Origin of the sequence: Variovorax nivicola (assembly GCF_051216475.1) — a bacterium.
GTDB lineage: Bacteria > Pseudomonadota > Gammaproteobacteria > Burkholderiales > Burkholderiaceae_C > Variovorax.
Window position 1 is genome coordinate 578,591 of record NZ_JBPJZK010000005.1, and the last position, 25,762, is coordinate 604,352.

20 protein-coding genes are annotated in these 25,762 nt (G+C 65.6%); 9 read left to right on the forward strand and 11 right to left on the reverse strand.

Features of this window, described 5'->3' with window-relative positions:
• Positions 1-11: 11 nt before the first annotated feature.
• Genes ACSFBF_RS22970 through ACSFBF_RS22980 form a run of 3 tightly spaced genes read left to right on the forward strand, consistent with a single transcriptional unit; the run spans position 12 to position 2,277 of the window.
• Complete coding sequence (locus tag ACSFBF_RS22970; protein WP_435470976.1) at positions 12-899, forward strand: branched-chain amino acid ABC transporter permease; 888 nt, start codon at positions 12-14, stop codon at positions 897-899.
• Positions 896-1,870: a branched-chain amino acid ABC transporter permease gene (locus ACSFBF_RS22975; protein ID WP_435470978.1), complete on the forward strand. Its 975-nt coding sequence runs from the start codon at positions 896-898 to the stop codon at positions 1,868-1,870. Before ACSFBF_RS22970 ends, ACSFBF_RS22975 begins: the two co-directional genes overlap by 4 nt.
• Positions 1,867-2,277 (forward strand): hypothetical protein, encoded by a 411-nt coding sequence (locus tag ACSFBF_RS22980; protein ID WP_435470980.1) that lies wholly within the window; start codon positions 1,867-1,869, stop codon positions 2,275-2,277. The genes ACSFBF_RS22975 and ACSFBF_RS22980 overlap by 4 nt, the downstream gene beginning before the upstream one ends.
• A gap of 322 nt (positions 2,278-2,599) precedes the next feature.
• Here ACSFBF_RS22980 and ACSFBF_RS22985 read toward each other — a convergent pair whose 3' ends face one another.
• The 5 genes from ACSFBF_RS22985 to ACSFBF_RS23005 form a co-directional block, all read right to left on the reverse strand.
• Entirely contained in the window at positions 2,600-3,802 is a 1,203-nt protein-coding gene (locus ACSFBF_RS22985; RefSeq protein WP_435470982.1) for a tyrosine-type recombinase/integrase, read from the reverse strand.
• A gap of 414 nt (positions 3,803-4,216) precedes the next feature.
• The gene (locus ACSFBF_RS22990) at positions 4,217-4,441 is read right to left on the reverse strand and encodes a hypothetical protein (RefSeq protein ID WP_435470984.1); all 225 of its coding nucleotides are present in this window, start codon (positions 4,439-4,441) and stop codon (positions 4,217-4,219) included.
• A gap of 148 nt (positions 4,442-4,589) precedes the next feature.
• A complete protein-coding gene (locus ACSFBF_RS22995) occupies positions 4,590-5,276 on the reverse strand; it encodes an RraA family protein (protein ID WP_435470986.1) in 687 nt (228 codons plus the stop codon).
• Positions 5,277-5,292: 16 nt separating this feature from the next.
• Positions 5,293-6,279 (reverse strand): Bug family tripartite tricarboxylate transporter substrate binding protein, encoded by a 987-nt coding sequence (locus tag ACSFBF_RS23000; protein ID WP_435470988.1) that lies wholly within the window; start codon positions 6,277-6,279, stop codon positions 5,293-5,295.
• Complete coding sequence (locus tag ACSFBF_RS23005; RefSeq protein WP_435470990.1) at positions 6,276-7,505, reverse strand: pyridoxal phosphate-dependent aminotransferase; 1,230 nt, start codon at positions 7,503-7,505, stop codon at positions 6,276-6,278. Before ACSFBF_RS23005 ends, ACSFBF_RS23000 begins: the two co-directional genes overlap by 4 nt.
• Before the next feature lie 102 nt (positions 7,506-7,607).
• On the opposite strand from ACSFBF_RS23005, the gene ACSFBF_RS23010 reads away from it, so the two are divergent.
• Complete coding sequence (locus ACSFBF_RS23010) at positions 7,608-8,612, forward strand: LysR family transcriptional regulator (protein WP_435470992.1); 1,005 nt, start codon at positions 7,608-7,610, stop codon at positions 8,610-8,612.
• A gap of 8 nt (positions 8,613-8,620) precedes the next feature.
• Here the strand turns inward: ACSFBF_RS23010 and ACSFBF_RS23015 are convergent, their stop codons facing one another.
• Positions 8,621-10,687, reverse strand: a complete 2,067-nt coding sequence (locus ACSFBF_RS23015) for a histidine phosphatase family protein (protein WP_435470994.1) — start codon at positions 10,685-10,687, stop codon at positions 8,621-8,623.
• 266 nt (positions 10,688-10,953) lie between these two features.
• Here ACSFBF_RS23015 and ACSFBF_RS23020 point away from each other — a divergent pair, with 266 nt between their 5' ends.
• From ACSFBF_RS23020 to ACSFBF_RS23040, 5 genes are all read left to right on the forward strand, one after another.
• Positions 10,954-11,373 (forward strand): hypothetical protein, encoded by a 420-nt coding sequence (locus ACSFBF_RS23020; protein ID WP_435470996.1) that lies wholly within the window; start codon positions 10,954-10,956, stop codon positions 11,371-11,373.
• A 141-nt stretch (positions 11,374-11,514) separates the two neighbouring features.
• Complete coding sequence (locus ACSFBF_RS23025; RefSeq protein ID WP_435470998.1) at positions 11,515-13,326, forward strand: FAD-dependent oxidoreductase; 1,812 nt, start codon at positions 11,515-11,517, stop codon at positions 13,324-13,326.
• A complete protein-coding gene (locus ACSFBF_RS23030; RefSeq protein ID WP_435471000.1) occupies positions 13,323-15,173 on the forward strand; it encodes a 2-oxoacid:acceptor oxidoreductase subunit alpha in 1,851 nt (616 codons plus the stop codon). The genes ACSFBF_RS23025 and ACSFBF_RS23030 overlap by 4 nt, the downstream gene beginning before the upstream one ends.
• Positions 15,170-16,225 carry a 2-oxoacid:ferredoxin oxidoreductase subunit beta gene (locus ACSFBF_RS23035; RefSeq protein WP_435471002.1) on the forward strand — a complete coding sequence of 352 codons (1,056 nt, stop codon included), beginning with the start codon at positions 15,170-15,172 and terminating at the stop codon, positions 16,223-16,225. Before ACSFBF_RS23030 ends, ACSFBF_RS23035 begins: the two co-directional genes overlap by 4 nt.
• 48 nt (positions 16,226-16,273) lie before the next feature.
• On the forward strand, positions 16,274-16,711 hold the full coding sequence (locus tag ACSFBF_RS23040) for a CBS domain-containing protein (protein ID WP_258350472.1): 438 nt from the start codon (positions 16,274-16,276) through the stop codon (positions 16,709-16,711).
• Between the two features lie 75 nt (positions 16,712-16,786).
• On the opposite strand, the gene ACSFBF_RS23045 is transcribed toward ACSFBF_RS23040, so the two are convergent.
• The 5 genes from ACSFBF_RS23045 to tssK all read right to left on the reverse strand — a co-directional run bounded on the left by ACSFBF_RS23045 (position 16,787) and on the right by tssK (position 25,729).
• The gene (locus ACSFBF_RS23045) at positions 16,787-18,178 is read right to left on the reverse strand and encodes a hypothetical protein (protein ID WP_435471004.1); all 1,392 of its coding nucleotides are present in this window, start codon (positions 18,176-18,178) and stop codon (positions 16,787-16,789) included.
• A gap of 63 nt (positions 18,179-18,241) precedes the next feature.
• Entirely contained in the window at positions 18,242-19,510 is a 1,269-nt protein-coding gene (gene tssA, locus ACSFBF_RS23050; protein WP_435471006.1) for a type VI secretion system protein TssA, read from the reverse strand.
• Complete coding sequence (locus ACSFBF_RS23055; RefSeq protein ID WP_435471008.1) at positions 19,495-23,577, reverse strand: type VI secretion system protein; 4,083 nt, start codon at positions 23,575-23,577, stop codon at positions 19,495-19,497. The genes tssA and ACSFBF_RS23055 overlap by 16 nt, the downstream gene beginning before the upstream one ends.
• Before the next feature lie 40 nt (positions 23,578-23,617).
• The gene (locus tag ACSFBF_RS23060) at positions 23,618-24,379 is read right to left on the reverse strand and encodes a DotU family type IV/VI secretion system protein (RefSeq protein WP_093058205.1); all 762 of its coding nucleotides are present in this window, start codon (positions 24,377-24,379) and stop codon (positions 23,618-23,620) included.
• A gap of 9 nt (positions 24,380-24,388) precedes the next feature.
• Positions 24,389-25,729: a type VI secretion system baseplate subunit TssK gene (tssK, locus tag ACSFBF_RS23065; RefSeq protein WP_435471010.1), complete on the reverse strand. Its 1,341-nt coding sequence runs from the start codon at positions 25,727-25,729 to the stop codon at positions 24,389-24,391.
• Positions 25,730-25,762 lie beyond the last annotated feature (33 nt).

A 25,762-nucleotide genomic window follows, 5' to 3' on the forward strand; every position in this document is an offset into this window, starting at 1 on the left:
GAAGAACCGAGATGTTCTCCGACATTGTTCAACACCTGGTCAACGGGCTGGTGATGGGGGCAGTGGTGGCCCTGCCTGCCTTGGGCTTGACGCTGATCTTCAGCGTGCTTGGATTCATCAACTTCAGCATTGCGGCGCAGATGACGGTGGGCGCCTATGCAGGTTGGCTGGTCAACAGCTACCTGCACTGGCCTCTTGTCCCAGTTCTTGTAGTGGCATTTGCGATCGCTGGACTGGTGGGTATCGTCGGTGATCGGCTGGCACTGGTCCCTATGCGCCGCAGGATCTCGGCGCACACGCCACTGATGGTCGCCATCGTGTCGATTGCGTTGAACCTCGCCCTGGAGAACGCCCTTCGCTTCGGGTTCGGAAGCGATCTGAACAGCTTCGATATGCCCGTCGCCCGGGACGTCCAGTTCGCTGGCATTCGAGTCGGGCCGCAGCAGATGCACAACCTCGGCATCGCCCTTGCCGTCGCGGTCGTCCTGGCCGCTTTCTTCACGGTCACCCGCGTCGGGAAGGCAATGCGCGCGGTCGCAGACAACCCGGACCTGGCTCGCCTCAAGGGCATCGATCCGGCCAGGCTGTCGAACCTTGCCACGTTCATCGGGATGGGCTTGGCCGGCATCGGGGGCGCGCTGCTTGCCATCGACACCAGTGTGGACCCATCCACGGGATCGCGCCTTCTGCTGATCATCTTCTCCGCGAGCGTGCTCGGCGGGTTGACCAGCCTCACTGGTGCAGTGTTGGGGGCGCTACTGATTGGCATGGTGAGCGAGGTCGCGCTGCTGGCTATTTCGCCTGTCTACCAGTCGGCGACTGCGTTTGTCGCCATCCTGCTGGTTTTGTTGGTCCGTCCGAGCGGCCTGTTCGCCGGCGCGTCTGGAGTTCGCAAGTGACCTCGTATCTCATCTTCATGGCCACCTTGGCCGGTATCTATGCACTGCTGTCCCTCGGCTTGGTGACGATCTGGGGGCAGGGCGGAATGGTGAATCTCGGCTTGGTCGGGTTCTATGCCGTCGGCGCATACACATCGGCGCTGCTCTCGAACGCAGGCGTTCCGATCGGCATTTCGCTGGTCTGCGCGGCGCTTGTGGCAGGGGCGGTCGGCGTGGTGTTGTCCTATCTGACGAGACCACTTCGCGGGGACTACTTGGCCATCGTTTCGCTAGGCTTTGCCGAAGTGATCCGCCTCGTCGCAACGAATGAGAAATGGCTCACCGGCGGAAGTGACGGCCTTTCAGGTATTCGCTCTCCGCTCAAGGTCGAACTGGGTGCCGCGCACCCCTGGTTCTACCTGTTCTTAGTCTGGGCGATTGTCGGAGCCACTGCGTTCGGCCTCACAAGACTGTTCAGATCGCCATACGGACGTGCGCTACGCGCGGTGCGAGACGACGAGCAGGTGGCGGCCGTGGCGGGCAAGCCGGTGCTTCAACTCAAGCTCAAGACCTTTTTCGTGGGTGCTGCGCTGTCCGGAGTAGCCGGAGGCATCTATGCACACCTGACCAGCTACATCGCGCCGGATGGTTTTGTGCCGCTGCTGACAATCTACATCTTCCTTGCGGCCACGGCCGGTGGCTACACCCGGGTGCTTGGGGCCGTGGTCGGCTCGGTTGCCGTGGTTGCGCTGCTGGAGTCGACGCGATTTGCAGCGGCTGTGATTCCGGGCCTCACGGCCGTACAGATCGCTTCCCTGCGAGAGTTCGTCATCGCTATCAGCCTGATCGTGATCATGCAGCTCAAGCCAGAGGGGATGTTCCGTAGCGCCAATCAGAAGGCTGCTCCGGAACGCGTGTCACAGCAAGTCTCTCGCGCGCCGGTTTCCAAACCGGCACAAAGTTCCGACGATGCCCTGGCGAGCCGAGCATGAGTTCCCAGCAGAATTGGTCGGACTTCGCAGAACGTCTGGCACTGCGTGTCAACTTCGATTTGCTGACCATCCTCGAGGTGGACTGGGAATCGAATCTTGTAAGGCGCAGCTTCTCCACCGACGAGAAGAACTATCCGAGTGGCGGCGTGAAACGGCTGATGGGAAGTACGTGGGCGACTCAGGTGATCTTCGACGGTCAGCCGTTTCGCTCACAAACGAGCGCCGAGTTCCGGTCTGCATTCTCGGACTACAAGACCCTGGAAGCGCTCGACCTCTTCTATGCGCTGAACGTGCCTTGTCAAGAGTGGGGCCGAACAGTCAGGATCATCAATCTACTGCGTGGCGTGGGCGCGTTTTCCGAACAGGCAATTGATGCGATATTGCAACGAGAAGCGCTTCGTCGATAACGGGAATCAACTGTGACGAAATGGTGGCGGGCAACAGCGTGCGGCGATGGAGCTATACCCATTAGCGACCGCATGGAGCGCATCGCGCCTTTAGGTGAATCGAGGCGATTGTCGGCGATCAGCCTGAGCCAGAAGTTCGAGAGCGGACTCTCTTTCGTGTCCAGCAATTTCATGCACCGCAGCAACTGCGTGAATACGATGTCGCTGTAGGGCTGGCGCAAGGATTGGGGAACAGCAGGCCGCTATCGATCTGCTGTTGTCGATGCTTTGCCCGGCGTACCTCAAGGAATATTTCATGGCCGCGATGCCGTACTAGGGCGGTTCACTGCTCGGCCCTTTGGTGGTCCAAATGGTCTGCCCATGCTTGCAGCATTGATCGGCGCTCGTCGTGGTACGCATGCCGGTTGTAGGCTGCGCGCACGCGATTCACTGGTACATGAGCAAGGCAATGTTCAATCACGTCGACGCTTGCTCCAAGCTTGTTGAAGTGCGTGCTGAACGCAGCTCGCATGCCATGCGGAGTGCTCTCACCGCCATATCCAAGCCGTTCCAAAACGGCGTTGAGCGAACGATTGGCCATCGGTTTGGCGGGGTCAACACGGTTGGGGAACAGATGCGCATGCTCGCTCGCAGCCCTACTGCGTAGTTCCGTAAGCAGCAGAATGGCTTGGTCAGAGAGGGGGACCCAGTGTTCCTGTTTCGCCTTCATGCGTGTCGCCGGAATGGTCCACGACTTGCCTTGCAGGTCAAACTCCTTCCATTCGGCCCCGATGACTTCATTCTTTCGGCAGGCTGTCAAAAGAACCATCAGCATCGCAATGCGAGTCTCTGGATTGATGCGCGACGCATCGAGCGCGCGCAGAAAATTTCCCATGCGCTCCGAAGGCAGCGACAGATGGTGCTTTGGCCGTCGTGTGGCGAGTACCCGGCGGGGCGGAGTGGGGTTTGCTGCTAGCAAGTCAACATCAATGGCATGCTCAAAAATCGCGTCGAGATGGGTGCGCAGATTTCTGGCTGTCTCGGGGGCGCGTTTCTCCACCGTGGTCAGATGAGCTGCTAGCTCCACGCGCGTGATGCTCGCCACCGGTCGATTCTGAAACTTCGGAAGTAAATCGTTCTTCAGCTCGCGCTCGCGTTGCCTGATGGTTGCTGGGCGCAGTCGGCCATCGGTTACCGAACGCCACGATGCGGCCAAGGCGCCAAACGTCGATAAATCGGTCTGGAGCTTTTCCCGCTGTCGATGGTGAACGGGATTGATGCCATCTGCGACGAGTTTGCGAGCGTCTTGGTGCAGTTCACGCACACGCTTTAGCGTGGTGTCCGGGTAGCGACCCAAAGCCAGCATGCCCTCGGTTCCGTTCAGCGTGAAGCGGTACCGCCAGAGTTTTGTGCCGCTTGGCTGCACAAGCAAGAACAAGCCGCCGGGCTCTACGAGTTTGTAGGGGGCCAGATCGGGCTTTGCGTTTTTTACCTGCGTTTCGGTTAGCTGGCGCAGGCTCCTGTGTGGTGGTGTGGTGGCAGTCAATGGGCAGCGAAGGGATTTACGTACCCGTCAGCATACCCAAAAAATACCGGCTACCAAGGAAGTGCACCAAGATGCATTGCCATGCATTTTTAGTCTAAGCTGTTGTTTTATAAGGTATTTTTTACCAGCCAAGTCGTCCAAAAAAGTTCGGCCAAAATCAAAATGTGCTCAGTGCACATTACAGGTGGCGATTTTCATGGGTTTGCTGACTTGTTGATTGCCAATGATCTTTGCGTCGCGCGCGGCGCAGCGCTGCATTTGGCCGGTCAGCTTAGCAAAAGCACTCGACCTCTCCGAGTGCAAGGCAGGTAAGTGGGCGCAACAGTAGTTCGGGGCAGGCAGGCGGGCACCCCGGGGAGTGCTCCGGTTTCTTTGACCATCGGCGCCCGGGCGGCTAATACGATGCCGATGCGGCTACTCCGGTGCAGCAGCAGGTACTTGGGATTCCTGCACCGGCGCCTGTTGCTGGCTTTGTTGCTGCGGTGCGTCGACCGGGGCGGCCGGCCCGCATGCGCTGCGGTTCCTGATCGCGATGCCTTTAACGAGGTGGCGGGGCACGTGGTGTGTTCTTATCAACTGCGCCAGCGCCTCGCTGCGCGCTGGTTCGCATACCGGTAGAAACATGTGCAATGAGCTCATGGTGTCGTCCCGTGAACGCCAGAAAAGAAAGCTCGGATCTGAAAGAAGGGGAAGGCGGCCTCTGGCGTGGCCGGCGGCCATTATGAGCGCCTGAATTCCGCCGTGCGCAATCGCCCTCCCGGCGCAGATGCCTTCGGTCGAATGACCCCTACAGCGTCTCGTTTTCCTTGAGCACGCCCGCCTTGCGCAGGGCGGAGTCCAGCCACTTGGCTGCCGTATCGCCTTTCTTGATGGCCTCGATGCGTGCAGCTTCGTCCTCGACCTTCTGCTTTGCGGCCTGAAGAAGCGCCTCGACCCTTTCCCGCTCGACCACCACCACGCCGTCTGCATCGGCCACGATCAGGTCGCCTGCACGCACGGCCACGCCGCCCACGGACACCGGATGCCCGATGCGGCCCGAGGCCAGCTTCGTCGGGCCGTTGGGATTGGTGCCGACCGAGAAGACGGGAAAGTCCATCTCGTCGATCTCGACGCTGTCGCGCACCGCGCCGTCGATCACCACGCCGGCGATGCCGACCTGCCGGCAGGCGTTCATCATGATCGTGCCCATCAGGGCGGCGCTCTGGTCGCCCTTGCCGTCGATCACCAGCACGTCGCCGGGCTTTGCCAGCGCGATGGCGGCATGGATCATCAGGTTGTCGCCCGGCCGCACTTCGACCGTGAGCGCACTGCCGGCCAGCTTCATCCGGTGGCGCAAGGCCTGGATGCGGCCGTGCAGGGCGCCCCGGCGGCCCGCCACGTCGGCGAGGATGGCCGGCTGGAACGCCGCGGCCTGCCGGACCAGATCGGAGGGAACGCGCTCGAAGTCGCGAATGATGTCGGGTAGCTGGTTCATCGTCTGTCTCTCGTTCTTACTCGGCCTTGACGTCGGCGTCTTTCACCACGCGGCCCCACTTGCGCTTGTCGGCAGCCAGGAAGGCGCGGAACTGCTCGGGGGTGCTCCCTACAGGCTCCAGGCCGTCGGCCGCGAGCCGCTTGGAGATCTCGGGCATCGCCAGCACCTTGGCAACTTCGCGCTGGATGCGCTCGACAACGGCCGGCGGCGTGTTCTTCGCCGCGCAGATGCCTGCCCAGGTCACGGGGTCGAAGTCGGGAACGCCGGCTTCCGTCACGGTCGGAATGTCCGGAAAGGCTGCCAGCCGGCGCGGGCTGGCCACCGCCAGCGCGCGGAGCTTGCCTGCACGTGCGTACTGCATCGAGCTGACGGGCTGGTCGAAGATCATCGAAACCTGGCCTGCAATGAGGTCCGTCATGGCCTGGCCAGTGCCTTTGTAGGCCACGTGAACGATGTCGATGCCCGCGCGGCTCTTCAGCATCTCCCCGGCAAGATGCCCACCGGTGCCCGTGCCGGAGGACGCGAAGTTGATCTCGCCGGGCTTCTGCTTGGCGTATGCAACGAGCTCCTTGACGCTCTTTACCGGCAGGGTCGCATTGACCAGTAGCATGTAGGGCGCGTTGACGACTTGCGTGACCGGTGCAATGTCCTTCTCGGGATCGAAGGGCATGCTCTTCAAGATGTACGGCTGGATCGACAGGGTTCCCGTGGTGCACATCAGCAGCGTGTGCCCGTCCGCGGGCGCGCCGAGCATCGCCGATGCCGCGATGTTGCCGCCGGCGCCGGGACGGTTCTCGACCAGCACCTGCTGCCCGAGCCCTTCCGCCAGCTTCGGCGCGATCAGTCGCGCCACGACGTCGTTGGAGCCACCCGGCGAAAAGCCGACGAGGATCTTCACCGGTTTCGACGGAAAGGCATCTGCAGCCCACGCATGGGTGGCGCCAAGCCAGACGGTGCCCGCGGCAAGGGCCGGCAACAGCTTCAGAAGAGGTTGGAGTTTCATTGCAGTTCCTGGTTGATGGCTTGGCCCGAGAGTTCGTCGCGCGCCCGCGCAATGCGGCGGCAACCTTCCAGCAGCTGCTCTGTGCTGGCGGCGAACGAAATGCGGAAATGCGTCGGCACGCCGTAGGCACTGCCCTGCAGCGCCGCCAGGTCCTGCGAATCGAGCAGGTGCATCACCCAGTCGTCGCTGCTCTCGATTGCAACGCCCGTGCGCGTGCGAAGCCCGAACAGCGCGCTGCAAGACGGGAAGATATAGAACGCTCCGTCGGGCGCTGCGCAATGGATGCCGTCGATGGCATTGAGCGAGGCAACCACCATGTCGCGCCGCTTCTCGTATTCGCGCCGATTCGAGGCAATGGTGTCCTGCGGCCCCGTGAGCGCGGCGACGGCCGCAGCCTGTGCGATCGAGTTGGGCCCGGAGGTGCTTTGCGACTGGAGCTTGACCATCGCCTTGATCAGCGCCGAAGGCCCCGCGCCGTAGCCGATGCGCCAGCCCGTCATCGCGTAGGCCTTGGAAACGCCGTTCACCGTCAGCGTGCGGTCCTTGAGGTCGGGCGCCACCTGGGCCATGGTGGCGAACTCGACGTCGCCATAGATCAGGTGCTCGTAGATGTCGTCGGTCAGTACCCAGACGTGGGGATGGCGCCGCAGCACCTCGGCCAGTGCCTGGAGCTCGGCACGCGTGTAGGTCGCTCCGCTCGGGTTGTTCGGCGAGTTCAGCATCAGCCACCGCGTCTTGCCGGTGATGGCGCGCTCGAGGTCGGCAGGCTGCAGCTTGAAGCCCGATGCCGCCGGGCAGTCGACGAAGACCGGAACGCCACCGGCCAGCAGGGCGATGTCCGGGTAAGACACCCAGTAGGGCGCCGGCACGATCACCTCGTCACCTGCCGCGACCGTGCACATGAGCGCATTGAAGATCACCTGCTTGGCGCCGGTGCCGACGATGATCTCGCCCGGTGCGTAGGCCAGCCCGTTCTCATTCAGGAACTTGCCGGCAATGGCCTCCTTCAGCACCGGCGTGCCACCCACGTCCGTGTACCGGGTCTGGCCGTCGGCCATTGCACGGATTGCCGCTTCCTTGATGTGCCCGGGTGTCTCGAAGTCGGGCTCGCCCGCGGTCAGGCCGAGGATGTCCCGGCCCATCGCGCGCAGCTCGCGCGCCCTCTGGCCGGCCATGGAACTGGGGGATGGTTTGATTCGATTCAGACGTGGTGCGATGTGAAGCATGCACGCAGTATCAAAGTCAGAGTGCCGCAGGACAAACGAGAAATCGGAGGAGCGCGGTATTCCTTTTTTTCCTGCGAGGCCATGGGCGTACATTCCGCTGGCATGAACTTCACTTTCAAGCAGCTGGAGGCCTTCCTCTTCAGCGCCAAGCTCCAGAGCTTCAGCGCCGCGGCGGTGAAGCTGCACACCACGCAGTCGGCCATCTCCAAGCGCCTGGCGGAACTAGAGGAATCGCTTGGCGGCCCCTTGCTGCATCGCACCTCTCACGGCCTGGAGCTGGCTCAGGCCGGCCGGGAACTGCTGCCGCTCGCGGAAGAAGCGCAACGGCTCTGGCAGCGCATCGAGCACGACATCAGCCTCGACAAGACGCTGCGCGGAACCTTCCGGGTGGGTGTGACGGAGCTGATCGCGATGACCTGGCTCACGCGCCTGATCCAGCTGCTGCAGAAGCTGCATCCCCAGGTCACGCTGGAGCCGGTGGTGGACGCGGGGCTCACGCTCTTCGAACGGCTCGAAGCCAACAAGCTCGACCTGACCATCATGCCCGGCATCTTCTGGGGCCAGGCCTTCGAATCGATCAAAGTGGGGCAGGTCGACCAGGCCTGGATCGCGAGCCCGCGGCTCGACATTCCCGCCCGGGCGCTGAAGCCGCACGAGTTTGCCGACTACCCCGTGATTGAGCAGCCTGCCGGCGCCTCGAAGAACAGGTTCTACGAAGCCTGGCGCGCGGAGCACGGCTTCCGCTTCGGCAAGGTCATGCTGACGAACAGCACGACCGTTTTGCGCGAACTGACGATCAGCGGCTTCGGCATCAGCCAGCAGGCGCTCGACTATGTGCGCCCGGACATCAAGAGCGGCCTGCTGCGCGTGGTGAAGAGCGACCCCATGCCGCCGCCGCTGGTCTACAGCGCGGTCTACCGGCGCGACAACTCCAGCCCCGCGCTGGCGCGCATCGTCGAGCTGGCCGTGAAGACTTGCGATTTCACCTTGCGGGCAAGCCAGCACGACGTGGCCCCGGCGCGCCCACCACGGGGCTCGGGCGCAACGCTGAGGCAACGCTCGCTGCGCCAGGGCGTGAAGACGCCCGGCAGAAAGACCAGGAAATAGATGCGGGGCTACTGGGCCACGTGCCCGTAGCAGGCCTTCAGGCCCGTGTAGTCGTAGTAGTGCGCGGTGCCCGCTGCCTTGGCGCCATCGCAGGCCGCCTTGAAGTCGGTTTCCTTTTCGTTGTAGAGCATGCGCACCAGCAGCTTTCCGCCGCCGTCGGCGAACACGTCCCACTGCATGTTGGCCGCCATCGGCGAGACGTATTCGCCGCGCCACGTATTGCTGTCGTAGCTGAAGCTGGAGGCCTTGGGCACGCTCTGGTCCACGCCCTTCAGGCCCATGCGCACGGCGAAGGGCATCATGATTTCGGCGTGCGTGAAGCGCAGCTTGGCCGCGTGCGAGCGGTCGCCCTTGGCGATTGCATCGACCTCGTTGAACATGTCGTCGACCAGGATCTGCGACATGCGCGAAGTGATGTCGCCCTTCTCCGTCATGCCGGGGCCCTTGTCGTAGAAGTCGGAGCCGTCGTTGAGCGCGGCGAAGAACTTCGCCTGCGCTGCCGGCATGTAGGCCGTGAAATCGACGCCGGCCTCGCTGCGCATCGCGGGCGCGATCACATACAGCTCGTACAGCAGCGCGCCCGCGTCGCCGGGCGACTTGATCGACGTCTTGCCGTCGCCGCTCAGGCTGGGCGCGAACTTGCCGTCGTCGCTCGTGTAGCTGAAGCTGCCGCTGTTGGCAAAGCTGTAGGTGCCGTTGGCGATCTTGTCGACGAAGCTCTTGGCGAACAGGCGCTCCAGCAGCAAGCGGCCGGCGGCCGCGGCCTCGGGCGTGACCGTCAGGCCGCTCTGCTTGGCGAGCAGGTCGGCATCGTTGCTCTTGTAGTCCTGGTAGGCCAGACTGGCCTGGTACGTCGTGTAGAGCGGATCGGTGGTGTTCGTCACCAGGTCGGTCGCCTTCACCAGCTTGTGGAAGTACAGCAGAAAGCGGTTGGTGCCCACAGGCTGGCTCACGGCCGTGCCGTTGTCGGGGTAGGGCGCCGGTGCCGACGGATAGGTCAGCAGTGGTGCCAGCGCAGGCTGCACCGTCTTGAGCGACTGCACGAAGAAGTTGCCGCTGTCGACGGCGCGGTCGACGCCGGAGGTCACCGTCACGATCTGGCGCGGGGCGGAGCCGGCGTTGTCGCCGATCTGCTTCCAGTAGGCCGGCAGGCGCTGAACCAGCCTTGCCGCGAGCTGCGTGTGCTCGTTGATGCCAACTTGCGTCTCGTTGCCGTAGCCGGGCGTGCTGATGCCCGCCACGCCATAGCCGAGCAGGAAGTTGGCTTTCATGATCTTCAGCACGTCGGGCCCGAGCTTTTCGCCTAGCGGCGTGAGGGCGCCGTCGTCTTGCGCTTTCTTCCACATGTTGTAGACCGCAAGGTCGTACTTGAGGCCCGAGAGCCCGCGCGAGCCGTGGCGCGCAACCACCTCGGTGTAGACCGGCGAGAAGCCCGCGGGCGCCGCCTCGTAGGTGCTGACATCCTGCTGCGGGCGGTATGGTGCCTTGGTCTGGTAGTAGCGGTCGGTCAGGGCGGCGGCCGTTACCACCGCCTTGATGTCGTCAGTGTTCGCGGCCGATGCGAGCGCATCGCGGATGCGCTGCAGACCCTCGTCGGATGCGGCCTTGAGCGCGGCCTTGGCAACAGGGTCGGTCTCGGTGTTGATGTCGCCGAGCAGCTTCGACGCGACCACGCCGACAGAGATCGCCACCTTGCCCGCAGCAGTCTTGAAGTCGAGCCCATTGGCTTCCATCTCCGCGACCACCGCAGTCGATTGAAAGTCGACGACGCCCGGAGCTTCCTTCGGCGCACGCAGCACGAGCGCTGAAGTCACCGGCTTGGAAGAGGGGATGGACGGATCGAGCTCGGTGGCATCGGTGCCGATCTCGGCCACGATGCCCGCGCCCGAACCGGCGAGCGTGAAGCCGCCCTGCTTGTCCGACCGGGTGGAAGGCTCGCCCGCATCGCAGCGGCCGTTGGAGTTGACGTCCAGGCAGACCTTGGCGTTGACGAAGTAGCTGCCGACCACGACCCCGCTGGTGCTGGTGGTCGTTGTGTTGCCGGGCGTTGTGGAAACCCCGGAGGCTGGAGGCAAAACGAAAGAAGAGCCGCTGTCTCCCCCTCCGCATGCAACCAGCAGGAGCGCCGAGAGACTGAGACAAGAGATCGGCGCAAAGGCCAGGGCACGGCGAAGCGGGGAAGTTGGTTGCAGCATGTGAGTCACGGACGAGCGAAAAAGGGTGGAGCTTTCAGCGCGTGCGTGACACGGCGGTGACTGACAGAGCGCGGCAGAAGGTGGTCAGGTACTGGTCAGATAGACCTTGCGGAGGGGGAGAATCACCCGGCACTTTCCCGCGCACCATGCATCACCATCAAGCCGTCCTGCTCTTCCTTTTGTTCACGGCGTCGACGCACTGCCTTGCCGCCACGGGCATCGAGGACATGCGCTCGAACGATTCGGTTCAAGGGCTCTACGAGATACGCGAGAAGGCGCGCGAATTCGTTGCACGGGAGAACGCCGCATCGGGGGACAAATGGGAGGCGGGGGAGCCGAACCTCAAGGTTTTCGTGCCCAGGTGCGTGGCTCCCTTGAAAGCGCGGTGGGACACGATCCGCTGGTCGTCGGTGACCAAGGGCGGTGAGCTGGTGCCGCACAGCCGCCGCGTGATCGCCGTGAGCTGCACGCGAACCGTGGGCCGCGCGCAGAGCGCGGGGAAATGGGACGTGCACGTCCCCGTGGTGCCGGCTACCACTTCACCCGCGCACCGATCGGGCCGTTGATCGGGCCATTGCCGGGCCCTGCACGGCCCGGCTGGCTGCGGGATTTCACCAAGGTTGCGCATTTGCCTGTGCGGCGCATACTGGCGGAAAAGCCACTCGTCGGCCCCTCCGGGGTTCCAGGCGACAGCCAGGAGACACGCGTTGCAGCGAACGAACATTGCGAACCCGGCCTATTTCCACAAGGTCGTCGATTGCCAGTACGCCTGCCCGGCGCACACCCCCGTCCCTGAATACATCCGCATGATCGCGCAGCGCCGCTACGGCGACGCGTACATGATCAACTGGGCCTCCAACGTCTTCCCCGGCATCCTGGGGCGCACCTGCGACCGGCCCTGCGAGCCGGCCTGCAGGCGCGGGCGGGTGGAAGAGGGCAACACAGGGGCGCCCGAGCCGGTGGCCATCTGCCGGCTCAAGCGCGTGGCGGCCGACATGAAGGACGACGTGCGGGCGCGCATGCCAACGCCAGAGCCGAAGAACGGCAAGCGCGTTGCCTGCGTCGGCGCAGGTCCGGCCTCGCTCACCGTCGCGCGCGACCTGGCGCCTTTGGGCTATGAAGTGACGGTGTTCGACGGCGAGGCCAAGGCCGGCGGCTTCATCCGCACGCAGATTCCGCGCTTTCGCTTGCCGGAGTCGGTGATCGACGAGGAGACGGGCTACATCCTCGACCTGGGCGTCGAGTTCCGCAGCGGCGAGCGCATCGACTCGATGACGGCGCTGATGGCGCAGGACTGGGACGCGATCTTCGTCGGCTGCGGCGCGCCGCGCGGGCGCGATCTGGATGTGCCTGGCCGACAGGAAGCGGCGGCCAGCATCCACATCGGCATCGACTGGCTGAACTCTGTTTCCTTCGGCCACGTCAGCAGCATCGGCAAGCGCGTGATCGTGCTGGGCGGTGGCAACACGGCCATGGACTGCTGCCGCTCGGCCCGCCGCCTGGGCGGCACCGACGTGAAGGTCATCGTGCGCAGCGGCTTTGCCGAAATGAAGGCCTCGCCCTGGGAAAAGGAAGACGCCCAGCACGAAGGCATTCCGATCATCGACTTCCACGTGCCCAAGGCCTTCGTCCATGAAGAAGGCAAGCTGCTGGGCATGCGCTTCGAGATCGTCCGCGCCGAGTACGACGCCAAGGGCCGCCGCACGCTGGTGCCCACCGGCGAGCCGGACGCGTATTTCGAATGCGACGAAGTGTTGGTGGCGGTGGGCCAGGAAAACGCATTCCCGTGGATCGAGCGCGACTGCGGCATTGCCTTCGACAAGTCGGGCCTGCCGAAGCTGGACGAGAACACCTTCCAGTCGACGGTGCCCAACGTGTTCTTTGGTGGCGATGCGGCCTTCGGCCCCAAGAACATCATCACCGCCGTGGCCCACGGCCACGAGGCTGCTGTGTCGATCGACAAGCTGCTGCGTGCCGAGCCGGTCTACGTGCGCCCGGCGCCGATGACCAACCTGGTGTCGCAAAAGATGGGCATCCACGAGTGGAGCTACGACAACGACACCTCCAACGACCTGCGCTACAAGGTGCCGTGGGCCAAGGCCGAGACCGCGCTGGCCAGCATCCGCGTGGAGGTGGAACTGGGCTTCGACGCCGCCACTGCCTTCAAGGAGGCCGAGCGCTGCCTGAACTGCGATGTGCAGACTGTGTTCACCGAAGCCGCTTGCATCGAATGCGATGCCTGCGTGGACATCTGCCCGATGGATTGCATCAACTTCATCGACAACGGCGAGGAGGCCGAACTGCGGCCCCGACTCAAGGCGCCGGCGCTCAATCTGGCGCAGGACCTGTATGTGTCCGGCGGGCTCAAGACGGGCCGCGTGATGGTCAAGGACGAAGACGTCTGCCTGCACTGCGGCCTGTGCGCCGAGCGTTGTCCCACGGGCGCGTGGGACATGCAGAAGTTCTTGCTGAAGATGACACCTGCCGGGCAGGGGCATGCGCAGGAGGTGGCCGCATGAAACAGATCGAGGCGGTCAACGACTTCGTCATCAAGTTTGCCAACGTCAACGGCTCGGGTTCGGCCTCTGCCAACGAACTGTTCGCCAAGGCCATCCTGCGCATGGGCGTGCCGGTGAGCCCGCGCAATATCTTCCCGAGCAATATCCAGGGCCTGCCGACCTGGTACGAGGTGCGCGTGACCGAGCAGGGCCATCTCGGGCGGCGCGGCGGCACCGACATGATGGTCGCGATGAACCCGCAGACCTGGGACGCCGACCTGGCCGAACTGGAGCCCGGCGGCTATCTCTTCTACGACAGCACGCGGCCGCTGCCGCCGTCGAAATTCCGCAGCGATGTGCGCGTGATCGGCATGCCGCTCACCGAGATCTGCAACGCCGTTTATCAAGACCCGCGCCAGCGCCAGCTGTTCAAGAACATCGTCTACGTGGGCGCCCTGGCCATCCTGCTTGGCATAGAGCCGGAAGTGGTCGAGAAGCTGTTCGGCGAACAGTACAAGGGCAAGGAAAAGCTTCTGGCCTCCAATGTGCAGGCGCTGCACCTGGGCTGCGATTTCGCGAGGGAGAACCTGCACGAGCCATTGGGGCTGCGGGTGCGGCGCGCCGACGGGGTCGGCAACCGCATCTTCGTCGACGGCAACAGCGCCGCCGCACTGGGCTGCGTGTATGGCGGCGCCACGGTCGCGGCCTGGTATCCCATTACCCCGTCGTCCTCGGTGGCAGAGGCCTTCCAGAAGTACTGCACCAAATTCCGCGTGGACCCAGCCACCGGCCAGCACCGCTTCGCCATCGTGCAGGCGGAAGACGAGCTCGCCTCCATCGGCGTGGTGGTCGGCGCCGGATGGAACGGTGCGCGCGCCTTCACGGCGACCTCGGGGCCGGGCATTTCGCTGATGAGCGAGTTCATCGGGCTGGCCTACTTTGCGGAGATTCCCGTCACGCTCATCAACGTGCAGCGCGGTGGCCCTTCCACCGGCATGCCGACGCGCACGCAGCAGGCCGACATCCTGTCGTGTGCGTATGCCTCGCACGGCGACACCAAGCACGTGCTGCTGTTTCCCGAAGATCCTCACGAGTGCTTCGAGCACGCGGCAGCGGCGCTGGACCTGGCCGACCGGCTGCAGACGCCGGTGTTCGTGATGACCGACCTGGACATCGGCATGAACCAGCGCCTGTGCGAACCCTTTGCCTGGGACGACAGCAAAGCCTACGACCGAGGCAAGGTCATGAGCGCCGAAGAGCTCGAGGCGGGCCGCGACTTCGGCCGCTACAAGGACGTGGATGGCGACGGCATTCCCTGGCGCACCCTGCCCGGCACGCACCCCACCAAGGGCAGCTACTTCACGCGCGGCACCACGCGCGACGCCTACGCCCGGTATTCGGAGCGCGGGCCGGACTACATCTACAACATGGAGCGGCTGCTGAAGAAGTTCGCAACCGCGGCCACGCTGGTGCCACAGCCGGTGCTTGGGCCTGCCGCCGAAAAGACCAAGCTGGGCGTGATCTATTTCGGCTCCACCAGCCCATCCATGCACGAGGCGCTGCAGGCGCTGGAAGAGCGCGGCATCCATCTCGATGCGCTGCGGCTGCGCGCCTTTCCTTTTCCGGACAGCGTGGTGCAGTTCCTGGCGCAACACGAGCGGGTGTTCGTGGTCGAGCAGAACCGCGACGCACAGATGCGCAGCCTGCTGGTGAACGAACTGGACGCCGATCCGGCCCGGTTGATACGGGTGCTGCATTTCGACGGCACGCCCATCACTGCGCGCTTCATCGTGCAGTCGATCAGCGCGCATGTGCGACAACAGACGACGCAAGCCTCCGGCAGCACCGATACGAAAGAGCCTGCATGACCTACCTTGCCAAGCCCCGGTTGCGCCATCCGACGCTGGCCACCAACAAGGTCGGCTACACGCGGCGCGATTACGAGGGAAAGATCTCCACGCTGTGCGCAGGTTGCGGCCACGACTCGATCTCCGCCGCCATCATCGAAGCCTGCTGGGAGCTGGACATCGAGCCGCATCGCGTGGCCAAGCTCTCGGGCATTGGCTGCAGCTCGAAGACGCCCGATTACTTTCTGGGCGCATCGCACGGCTTCAACACCGTGCACGGCCGCATGCCCAGCGTGCTGACCGGCGCCAACCTCGCCAATCGCGACCTGCTGTACCTGGGCGTTTCGGGCGACGGCGACTCGGCTTCCATCGGCCTGGGTCAGTTTGCCCACGCCATGCGGCGCGGCGTGCGCATGGCCTACATCGTGGAGAACAACGGCGTCTACGGCCTCACCAAGGGCCAGTTCTCGGCCACTGCCGACCAGGGCTCCAAGAGCAAGAAGGGCGTCGTCAACACCGACAGCCCGGTGGACCTCGTGGCCATGGCACTGCAGTTGGGCGCCAGCTACGTCGGGCGGGGCTTTTCGGGTAACAAGGCGCAACTTGTGCCACTGATAAAAGGGGCGATCAGCCACGGCGGCTCCGCCTTCATCGACGTGATCAGCCCCTGCGTTGCCTTCAACAACCACCCCGGCAGCACCAAGAGCTACGACTACGTGCGCGAGCACAACGAGGCGGTGAGCCGCATCGACTTCATCAGCGGGCGGGACGAAATTGCCGTCGATATCGAACCGGGCGAAGTGATGGACGTACGCCAGCATGACGGCACGCTGCTGCGCCTGCGCAGCCTGCACCCCGACTACAACCCCGGCGACCGCTACGCCGCCATGGCCTACATGCAGCGGCACCACGAGATGGGCGAGGTGGTGACCGGCCTGCTCTATGTCGACCCGCTGGCCACCGACCTGCACACGGCGCTCAACACCAGCGACCAGCCGCTCAACGCGCTGGGGCCGGACCAGTTATGCCCCGGCGCCACGGCGCTGGAGCGGCTCAACGCCTCCTTGCGCTGAGCCGCAGTCGGCGGCACCATCCACGACGCCACTTCCGGAGGGTGCATCATGACCGAGCGCACTGTTTTCCAGTCCATCTCGCGCAAGCACGTGATCAGCCTGGGTCCGCAGGCGAACGTGCGCGACGCCGCTTGCGTGATGACGCGCGCCAACTGCGGCAGCGTGCTCATCATGGACCTGCCCGACACGCTGCTGGGCATCCTCACCGAGCGTGACCTGATGACCCGGGTGCTGGCCAAGGGGCTGGACCCTGACCGCACGGCGGTGCGCGACGTGATGACGCCCAACCCCATCTGCGTGCCGCCCGAAACGTTGGTATCCGATGCGGTGGTGCTCATGCTCGAACGGGGCTTTCGCCATCTGCCACTGGCGGCGGGGGCGAAGATCCTCGGCGTGTTCTCGGTGCGCGATGCGCTGCCGCGGGAGATTGGCGCGGCCGTGAGCCTGACCGAGTTCCGCGAGCAGGTGAACGACGTGCTGGGTTGAGGCACGGCGTTCGGTCCCGCCGCGATCGCCGCTGCCTAAAGGGACCCGGTGCGCGGTCTCGCGAGACCTTGGCTCCTAGAGATTTGTGGCTGACTTTGGCGCTTCTTGCGGCTCCTGGACCTCGACCACTCTGGCGACCGAACCGTGCACGCTCGTGGTCGCGCCGGTGGGCACCGGTGTGGCCTTGGCCCAAGTCACGATCCTGTCGAACTCCGACTTGGCGAGTTGCAGGTTCGCGGCATCTATCGGGGCGGGCAGGCGCGTGTTTGCCAGCAAGGTCGGCTGGGGCCGTGTGCGAGCCTCTGTCGGCTTGCGCTGAGGCTCGTTCAGAACGGGCGCGGGCGTGAACTTCGTTCGCCCCCTGAATGGCCTTCCCAATCGGAAGCCCTGCACCATACCGGCCAGATGGGCGCTGTTGCTCGCGGCGTGATTGGATACGGTACTTGGCTGGTAGCGTTTTGCGCTCTCGTCGCGCCAGTAAAGCTGTTGCTTGATACCGGCGGGTTTCTCCACGACCTGGCGTTCGAATCCGGGCACCTTGCCGATCCACTTGGCCATGCGTTCCGCCTGCTGGTTGAGTTTTTCCTCGAGGTAGAGCGTGCGGATGCCGAGCAGTGCGGGGACTTCGATCATCCCGCTGCGCATGCCGATGATCGACACGCCCGTGTATTCCTCGGCCAGCAGGCACCACAGGCCCAGTTGCGCGGAGCGCGGATCGACCGTGACATCGGTCCACAGCTGGGTCCAGTCGGCGTCTTTCCAGAACTCTGCCAGGGTGGGCAGCGTGCGCAGGCCGATGTAGTCGCCTGCGGCCACGGGAATGACGGAAGACGAGCGGCCGATCTCCTCATGCAGCATGCGCCACGTCAGGATCGACGTGAAGTGATGCGCCTTCTCGGCCCTTCTCGGGCCCTCCTTCGCGAACAGGAAGACATAGGCGCGTTTCTGGAGAAAGCCTCGATCCGTCAGGAACTTGCGGACGTCCGGGCGCTTGTCGATGACGCCGGGACCCGTTTTCTTCGGGACCTTGTCCAGTCGCCAGAGGTCCCGCGTACTGTTTCGTGTGCTCCCTGCATCTTTCTGGAAGGCATCCGCAATGACGCCCGTGCCGAAGGTCGCGGAGCACATGCGGATAGGGAATGGAATCATCGTCTTCATGAAGCCGGGAAGATTCTTGAAATCCCTGCTGCTTACCAGCCGGTAGACATCCTTCATGCACTTTTCGCCCGCCGCGAGAGACGGATCGGACGAATGAATGATCTGAATAGAGGCCACGCGGCTCGCATCTACGATGGATTTGTAGAAGTTCTCCAGCTCCAGTCCCTGGACGCGCAAGGACGGGCTGTAGATGATCAGCACCCCCAGCTTCGCCTTCAGCTTGAGGGCTGTAGCGATGGAGTTGCGGTCTCCACTCATGTGGGCACCCTGGACCAGGACCTCTTCGACGTCAGCGCTCTTGAACGGCATGCGATACCTTTCGTGGAGAAGGGGGGTTCCCCATTTCAGAAAAACAAGATCGCCGCCTCGTCTCTAGGCATCGGGCCTGACGCCGATGATCGAAAAGAAGCGGTTCAGGTCACCGTCTTCGCGCAACACCTCCTGCATCAGTTGAGGCAGCGGCATGCGCCCCCAGGCCACCGCGCGGTTGACGAGGTAGGGCGTCGGGCTGTGCGGCTCCTCGCGCATCAGGTAGGCGGCGGCCAGTTCCAGCAACTGGTAGGCCTCGGCACGGCTGCCGATGCGCCCGCTCGCCGCGGCTTGCGGCAGCGGCCCGGAAGGAGGAGAGATGGAAGAAGGAGAAAGAGGGGCTTCGCTCATATCGTTGTCGTCCATCGAGGTCGCAGCGGGAGTTGATGCATATGCCGCCCAGCTGGCGGGCGGCTCCACCGGCATGGCCGGCTCTTCTGGCTCTTCTGGTTCTTCTTCGTCGCGCGGGTCGCGCTCCTGCAGCAGGCTGCGCAGCGCTTGCCGCATACGCGCCAGCATCTCCGCCACCTTCGAAAGGCTGGGTGCATCGGCGCCAAAGCGTTCGTCGAGCAGGGCTGTCAGCTCCTGCCAGATGTCGGCGGCCAACGCCACCCGGTCGTCGAGCGCGGCAAGCGCATGCAGGTCGCGTGCAGCGTGGTCGAGGATGTCTTGGCGCGATACCGTCTGCGCGCTCGGCTCCTCGGCCACGTCCTTTGCCTTCGACCTGGCGTTGCCTGCGGCGGCGGCCGCACCGGCACCGAACTCGGTGGTCAGCGCGCGCTGCCAGTCGCCCAAGTTGATGAAGGGCGGGGAGAAATCTGGCCACGCGAGCAGCGGCACACGCATCAGCAAGGTCTGCGCGAGGGTGTCGTTGAGCCACACGAAGGTGGCCGTGCGCATGTCGGCGTCGCCATCTTCTCCGATGCACGGATGCACGTCTTCCCAGAAGTCGCGCGCCAGCCCTTCGAGCAGCCGCGTGCCCGCGATCAGCCCGTCGATTGCATGGCGATGCACCCACGCCTCGGTGAGCCACGCGGCCACCTGCAGGTCCTTGCTGCGCCGTTGCAGCACTTCGGCGCAAAGCATCTCGGTGGCGCGCCAGTCGGCCTTCTTTAGCGGGCGCGTCCATTCGCCCATCGGCAGGCTGGCGTCTTCCTCCATGCGCGCATCGCGGATGCGGGAGTACACCGGGTCGTAGCGCAGCGGCGGCCCGGCGGGGCCTTCGCCTTCGATTTGCAGCGGCGCGAGGAAGGCCGCGAGATCGGGTGCGAAGCCGTTGGCGGCCTCGGCGTTCAGGGGAGCGAGCACGGCGGCCATCAGGGCGTGTTCCATTCAGGGGCCCGCATCGGGAACGCGGCGGGCCAGATCAGGGCGGTCTTCTTGCCGGCGGGGCTTGCGGCAACGCGCAGGAACACGCGCGCGCGTCCTCCTGCAGGCGACTGGGCGGTGTCGCCAGCCGACTGGGCCACCAGCGGAAACTCGAACTTCAGCAACTGCGAGCGGCCGTCCGGGCGTTGCGCCGTGTCGGCTTCGCGCTGGCGCTGCGCCAGCGTGAACAGCGCCCATGGGTCCGCGAAGCGGAAGCTCACGGTCTGGCCGTCGGTCAGCAGCGCGTGCTGCTGCGGATCGGCGCGCGCCACCAGTGGCGAATCTTTTGCGATGCGCAGCACCAGCGCCACCGGCATGCCGTATTCCCAGCGCAGCGTGCGCGGCGGGTCGCGCTGCTTGAGCACCTGGTCGCCGACTTCGAAGGACCAGTCGATGATCTTGTTGCCCTCGATCTCGGCGCCGGTGTTCACGCGGAAGTCCACGCTCAGGTCGTAGCCCGGCGTGGCGCCGTCCTCGGTCGGGAACAGCGGGAGCATGAAGTCGCGCGCGCGACCGAACTGCTCGGCGAAGCGGCGCGCGGCCGACCCCGGCATGGCCGAGGTGCGCACGGTGCCGTCGGTGCGGTTGTCCTTCAGCGCGCGCGACAACGGGTCGAAGGCCCGCGCCAGGTCATTCACGTCCGCCGGATCGGCCAGGTCGAAGGCGCGGCCCGTCGCTGCGCCGAACGGATGCCGCCCCGCCAGCGAGCGGTTGAAGCGCGTGGAGAACTGCGTCCACAGCTCCTGCTGGTCGCCGAACTGCAGCTCGTAGCAGCGCGCGAGCAGGGCGCTGTAGATCTGCTGGTGGCGGTCGGCAAAGTAGTCGCCGATGCGCGCCGCCGGCGCCTTGCCGGCCAGCTTGGCGGCGCAGGTCTCGCGGTCGATCTCGGCGCCGGTCGTGCCCAGGAACTGTTCGAGCAGCAGCAGGCTGCTGTTCGGGTTCTTCAGCCGGTAGCGCTCCAGGTCGCGGTTGATGGCCTGCCAGCGCTGCGCGAGCACCGAGCCCGCACCCGCGCCGTCGAGCGCCGCGATGTAGCTGTCGGCCAGCTTGCCCAGCGTTTCGGTGCGATTGAACTGCTGGCCCAGGTAGGCCGCGAGCGAGCCCGTGTCCGGCACGCCGAAGGCCACCAGCATCGGCCCGCGCTCGCCGCGCCAGCCCTGGAAGTCGCGCCCGCGCATGGCGTACAGCTCCGACTGGTTGAAGGCTTCGTCCACGCCTTCGAGTCGCTGCAGCGCGTCGCGCGACATCATCGCGCGCAGGTCTTCGGCGCGCGGGCCGGCGCCCAGTTCGTACAGCAGCGCCTGTATCTTGGCCAGGCGCTGGCGCGAGGCTTCGTAGGCCGCGGCCTGTGTGTCAGTGGCCATCAGCGCGCCCGACGTGGGGCGCATGCCATCGTTCGCACCGGTCGCGGCCTCGGCCACCTGGTCGACCACCAGTTGCGCGAAGTGCGCGTTCAGCGCGCTCTCGATGCCCGGGCGAACCGTGGCCGGAAAGGCTGTCATGCCGTCGGTCATGTAGCGCTTGCGGATGTCGCCGACGGCCAGCGCCTGGTCGAGTCGCATGAGGTCCCACGTGGCCGTCGAGCGCAGGCCCGCGCCCGGCAGCTCGCGGTCGCGTGCGGCGGCCATGAAGGGCTGCGCCAGCAACGCGGTGAGCGCGTCGCGCAGCGCGATGCGTTCGGGCGCCAGTGCGAAGCGGCCTTCCTTGTCTTGCCACACGAGGCCGGGCTGCGCGCCGCCGAAGCGCAGATTGAACTCGGCGCGGAATTTCTGGAAGGCATCTTGCGCGCGGCCGCGCACCGCATCGGCCGGCTCCTGCCCCAGCAGCCGGTTCTGCTCGATGCGCGCGATCGTGCGGTCGTACGAAGCGCCCAGCACCAGCACCGGCTGGCGCATCCAGCCGCCCTTGCCGGAGGCGACCAAGTCTTCCTGGTCCTTGATGGCGGCGATCACTTCGCGATAGCTGGCCGTGGTGCGCGCGAAGGTGCCGGCACTGGCGAGCGAGGGCAGCAGCCGCCCCAGCGATTGCTCGGACACCAGCAGCTCGTTGTTGACGAACAGCCGCGTGTCGAGCTGCGCCGTGCCCTTGTCGAGCGCGCAGCGCAGCGCCGACTGCACCGGCGCCAGCGGAATCGCCAGCGCATTGCCCTCGGCCGCCTGGCGGAAATAGCGCAGATTGCGGCTCAGGTCGGCCGGCAGCTCGGCGCCCAGTGCGTAGCGCACGGCCACGCGCAGGTCTTCTGCGTTGCCGGTGGAGGGCTGGCGCAGTCGTTCCACCGCCTGCAGCGCGGTGTCGAGCTGTTCGGCCGAACCAAGATAGCGCTGCAGGGCGCCGAACTCGGGCTGGTCTTCCACCAGCAGGCCGTTCTTGCGCGGTGCATCGCCGATGGTCTTGAAGCTCGGCGGCAAGCTGCAATTGGCACCGACGATGAATTCGCCGGTGGCCTCGTCCTGCTCCACGCCGCTCAGCTGGCTCACGCGGGCCATCAGCTCGCGGCGCAGCGTGCTCACCGCGATGTCGCCGAACTCGCGCTCGATGCGTTCGATCACGCGTTCGTTCAGGTCGTCGAAGGGCCGCCACGAGCCGGGCATGAAGAAGGAGTAAGTGCCGTCGGTGCGCAGCCGCTCGTTCATGGCCAGCAGCGACAGCGCCTTGTTGCGGTACCACGCAGTTGGAATGGTCTCGCCGCGCTGCAGTGCGCGCATGCGGTATTGCGCGTCGTGCTGCAACTGCGAGAGCGCCGACACCAGCGTGCTGTTGTGCCGGTGCAGCTGCCACGTTGCCACCACCAGGCCAATGCCCCAGCCGCTGAGGAAAAGAATGGCCGTCCAGCGCAGCGCGCGGTGCAGCACCGGGCGCGCCAGCGTCTGCGTGCGCGACGGCCGCGTGAGGCCGTATTCGAGAAAGATCTTCTTCTCGAACAGGTCGCGCAGGAACGCCGGCTGGCGCATCAGCTGGGCGATCAGGTCGCCGCCGATGGGCTCGAGGTCCTTCTGGCCGTAGCTGTCGTGCTCGGCGTCGATGGCGGCAACGGCCTGCGCCGATTCGCCGCTGTCGCCCGTCAGGTAGATGCCGCGGAAGAAGAAGGGCTCGTGGTACGCGCTCGGGCGCATCAGCTCATCGACATACAGCTGCAGCTGGCCGCGCAGTGCCTCGATGCGCGAAGGCAGCAGCAGCTGCGGCCCGGCGCCCTGCGGCGCGGTGTCGGTGGCGAAGAGCTCGGCCGACACGTCGGACACAGAACGCACCACGGTGCCCACCGCCTCGTCGACCCAGCCCGGCTGGTAGGTGGTCGACAGGTCGTAAGGCGAAGACCAGCCCAGCATGCTCGCGCGCAGCGGCTCAGGCAGGGCGCTCGCAAAGGCGCTGAAGCCTTCGAGGTGTTCCGCGCCGGTGACCAGCACATACACCGCGAAGCGCATCGCAAAGCGGTTCTGCGCAAGCCACAGCCGGCGGTGCGCCAGCTTGGCACGCTTGGAGAGTTCGAGCCGGCCGTCGGTGCTGTCGTCGAGCAGCAGCGCCGCCGGAATGGTGATGACCACCGAGTCGAACGGCCGCTGCGGCCGGTAGGCCCGGCACATGCCGAGGAACTCGTCCCACGGCTTCTCGGAGGCATCGTCGTCATCGGGCGAGCCGAGGTAGGCGCCCTGGATGTCGATGACCACGCCGCGATCGAAGAAGTGCCAGGAGATTCCCTGCGTGGTCGCGGCAGAAGCCGACTCGGTGCTCAGCGCGCTCGCCACGCCTGACTGCTCGATGGGCAGCTGGCGATGGTCGTCACCCTCGTTGAGCAGCATGATCCACGGAATGCCGTAGCGGTCGGCGCGCGAGGCGATGTTGCCTTCGATCAGCTCGACGGCCTGGCGGAACGAACTGCGCAGCGAGTCGAAGCGGATGCGCGCGACCTTCGGGTCGCTCGACGGCTTGGCGTGCGAGCGGCGTGCCGCAAAGTACAGCACCATGCCGAGCACGAGCAGCACCACCAGCGTGAGCACCGCGATGGAAATGAGGAAGAGCTGGTCTGTCAGCATGGCGACGACCTCCTGGGGCTCTTTGAATGGCGCATGTCGTTCATCGCTGGTAGGCCCCCGATGCATCGACCGCACCCGGCTGCAGCACCTGCCGCACCGGCCACGACTGCCACAGCCACAACAACTCCGACACCGCCAGCAGCGAGGCGGTACACAGCAGGAACAGCACCGTCCAGCGGCTCAGCGTGGGCAGCTTGCGCGGTGCGATGTGCGAGAGCGTGCTCGCATAGGCCCGCTCGGACACCACGCGGTCGCGGCCGGAGAAGTCGGCCTGACGCTGGTAGACGAACTGGAACAGCTCTTCGCGGTAGCCCAGCAGGCGCGCTTCTTCGCCACCACCGCGGTACTTGCCCTGGAAGCCCAGCGCCAGCGCAAAGAGATACAGCCGCGCGATGTCGCGGCGCGAAGGCTCGCGGCCCGAGAGCAGCTCTTCGATGCGGCTGAACACCAGGTCACCCGCGATGTTGGTGCGGAACAGCGAAGACTCCAGCAGATGTGCGGTCCAGCGCTCGCGGCCGATCCACGGCGTGTGCAGCAAGATCTCGTCGGCCAGCGCGGCCTTGAGGTAGCGCGCATCGGCCACGTTCTCCAGCTCGAAGCGCGTGCTCTCGCGGCGCGATTCGAGCGATTGCAGCTCGAGCAGGTTCTCCAGATGGCGGGCCAGCGCCTGCGCCACCATGTCGATGTCGGTCTCGCGCGATTCGGCGGTGCGGTCGCGCGCTTTCACGATCTCGTCGTAGAACGCGCGGAACTGCTTGGTGATGTGGTCGTCGACCGCAAGGTCGGGGAGGGTGCGTGCCATGGGGGTCGATCAGTCTTTGATGAACAGCACGATTTCCTGCGGAGGCTGCGCGGTGGCGCCTTCGTTGGCGTTGGCGATCACCAGCAGTTCGCCGGGCACGGTCAACGCGGTGCTGGTCTGGATGGCGTAGAGCAGGTAGCCCGAGCCGGGGCGCAGCCCAAGCTCGTCGGCCGACTCGATGGGCCGGCGCACCGCGCCCAGCACGCGGCGCTCGCGCAGTGAGGGGTAGGCCGACTGCGCGCCGACGATGGCGCTGTCCATCCAGGCCAGCAGATCCTTGTCGGACTGGCCGCGCAGGCCGACGACGATGCGCGCGCCGGCCAGCCACTGCGGCTGCAGCGTGGTCTCGAATGCGCCCTGGCGAAACTCGAACTTGTGCTCGCGGTACTCCTGACTCACTTCGGACACCGCGTCGCGCAGCGCCAGCAGCAGAGGCTGGAACACGCGCGAGGGGTTCGCATGGTCGTAGTCCATCGGCACCGGCGGCAGGCCGCCGGGCCGTAGCAGGCTCAGCGATGCCAGCAGCGCGCACAGCGACCAGTACATCGGCAGCGGATGCAGATGCGGCGTGCGCAGCACGGCCTCAGCATGCGGCAGGCCCGACAGCAGGCTGCGCAGCCGGTCCTTCAGTTCGAGGTGGGCGAGGCGGTCGTCCACGCGCGAGGAGGGCACGGCAGTCTGCTTCGCGACGAAGGCCGCCTTGCCGCGCAACTGGCCCAGCAGGCCGGCGGCCGCAGTCCACAGGGGGTTGTCGCGCGCTACTTCCAGCAGCGGCGGTTGTGCTTCGCCGAGCTTCACCACCTCGTTGTCCTTGAACACCTGGCCCAGGCGCAGATGCACGTGCGTGCCGGGCGGCACCGCGCCCGCGCTGAGCGCCAGGCGCGGCAGCATGCGGGGAATGCTCGCGGGCTCGGCGTCCGACACGGCGTCTTCCACCGGCGCACCTGATACCGAGCGAAAGCGCACGGTCGCGCCGCGATGCCGCGCGGGGCCGGCGACCGGCAGCGTGAGGTAGATGTCGAGCGGCTCGATGGCCAGCTGGTCCGCATGCGGCGCGAGCGAGAGTTCGAGCGCGCCGTGCGCGGCCTCGGCGGCCGAGTACTGCACGGCGGTGCCGTCCGGCAGGATGGCGTCGAGCGCCAGCACGCGCAGCAGGCCTGCGGGCAGCAGGCCCTGGTCGAACACCAGGCGGCGCACGCCCCAGCTGAACGGCGCGGCGGCCAGCGTCTGCCAGGCCACGAGGGAATCGGTGCGCGCAGAGAGCTGCTGGAAGTGCTGCGGCGACAGCAGCATGCCTTCATGCCACTCGATGCGATCGGTGATGGGGACGGCGCGGTGCACGTCAGACATGGCGGGCTCCTGCGCGGGAAGAAAGATGGAATG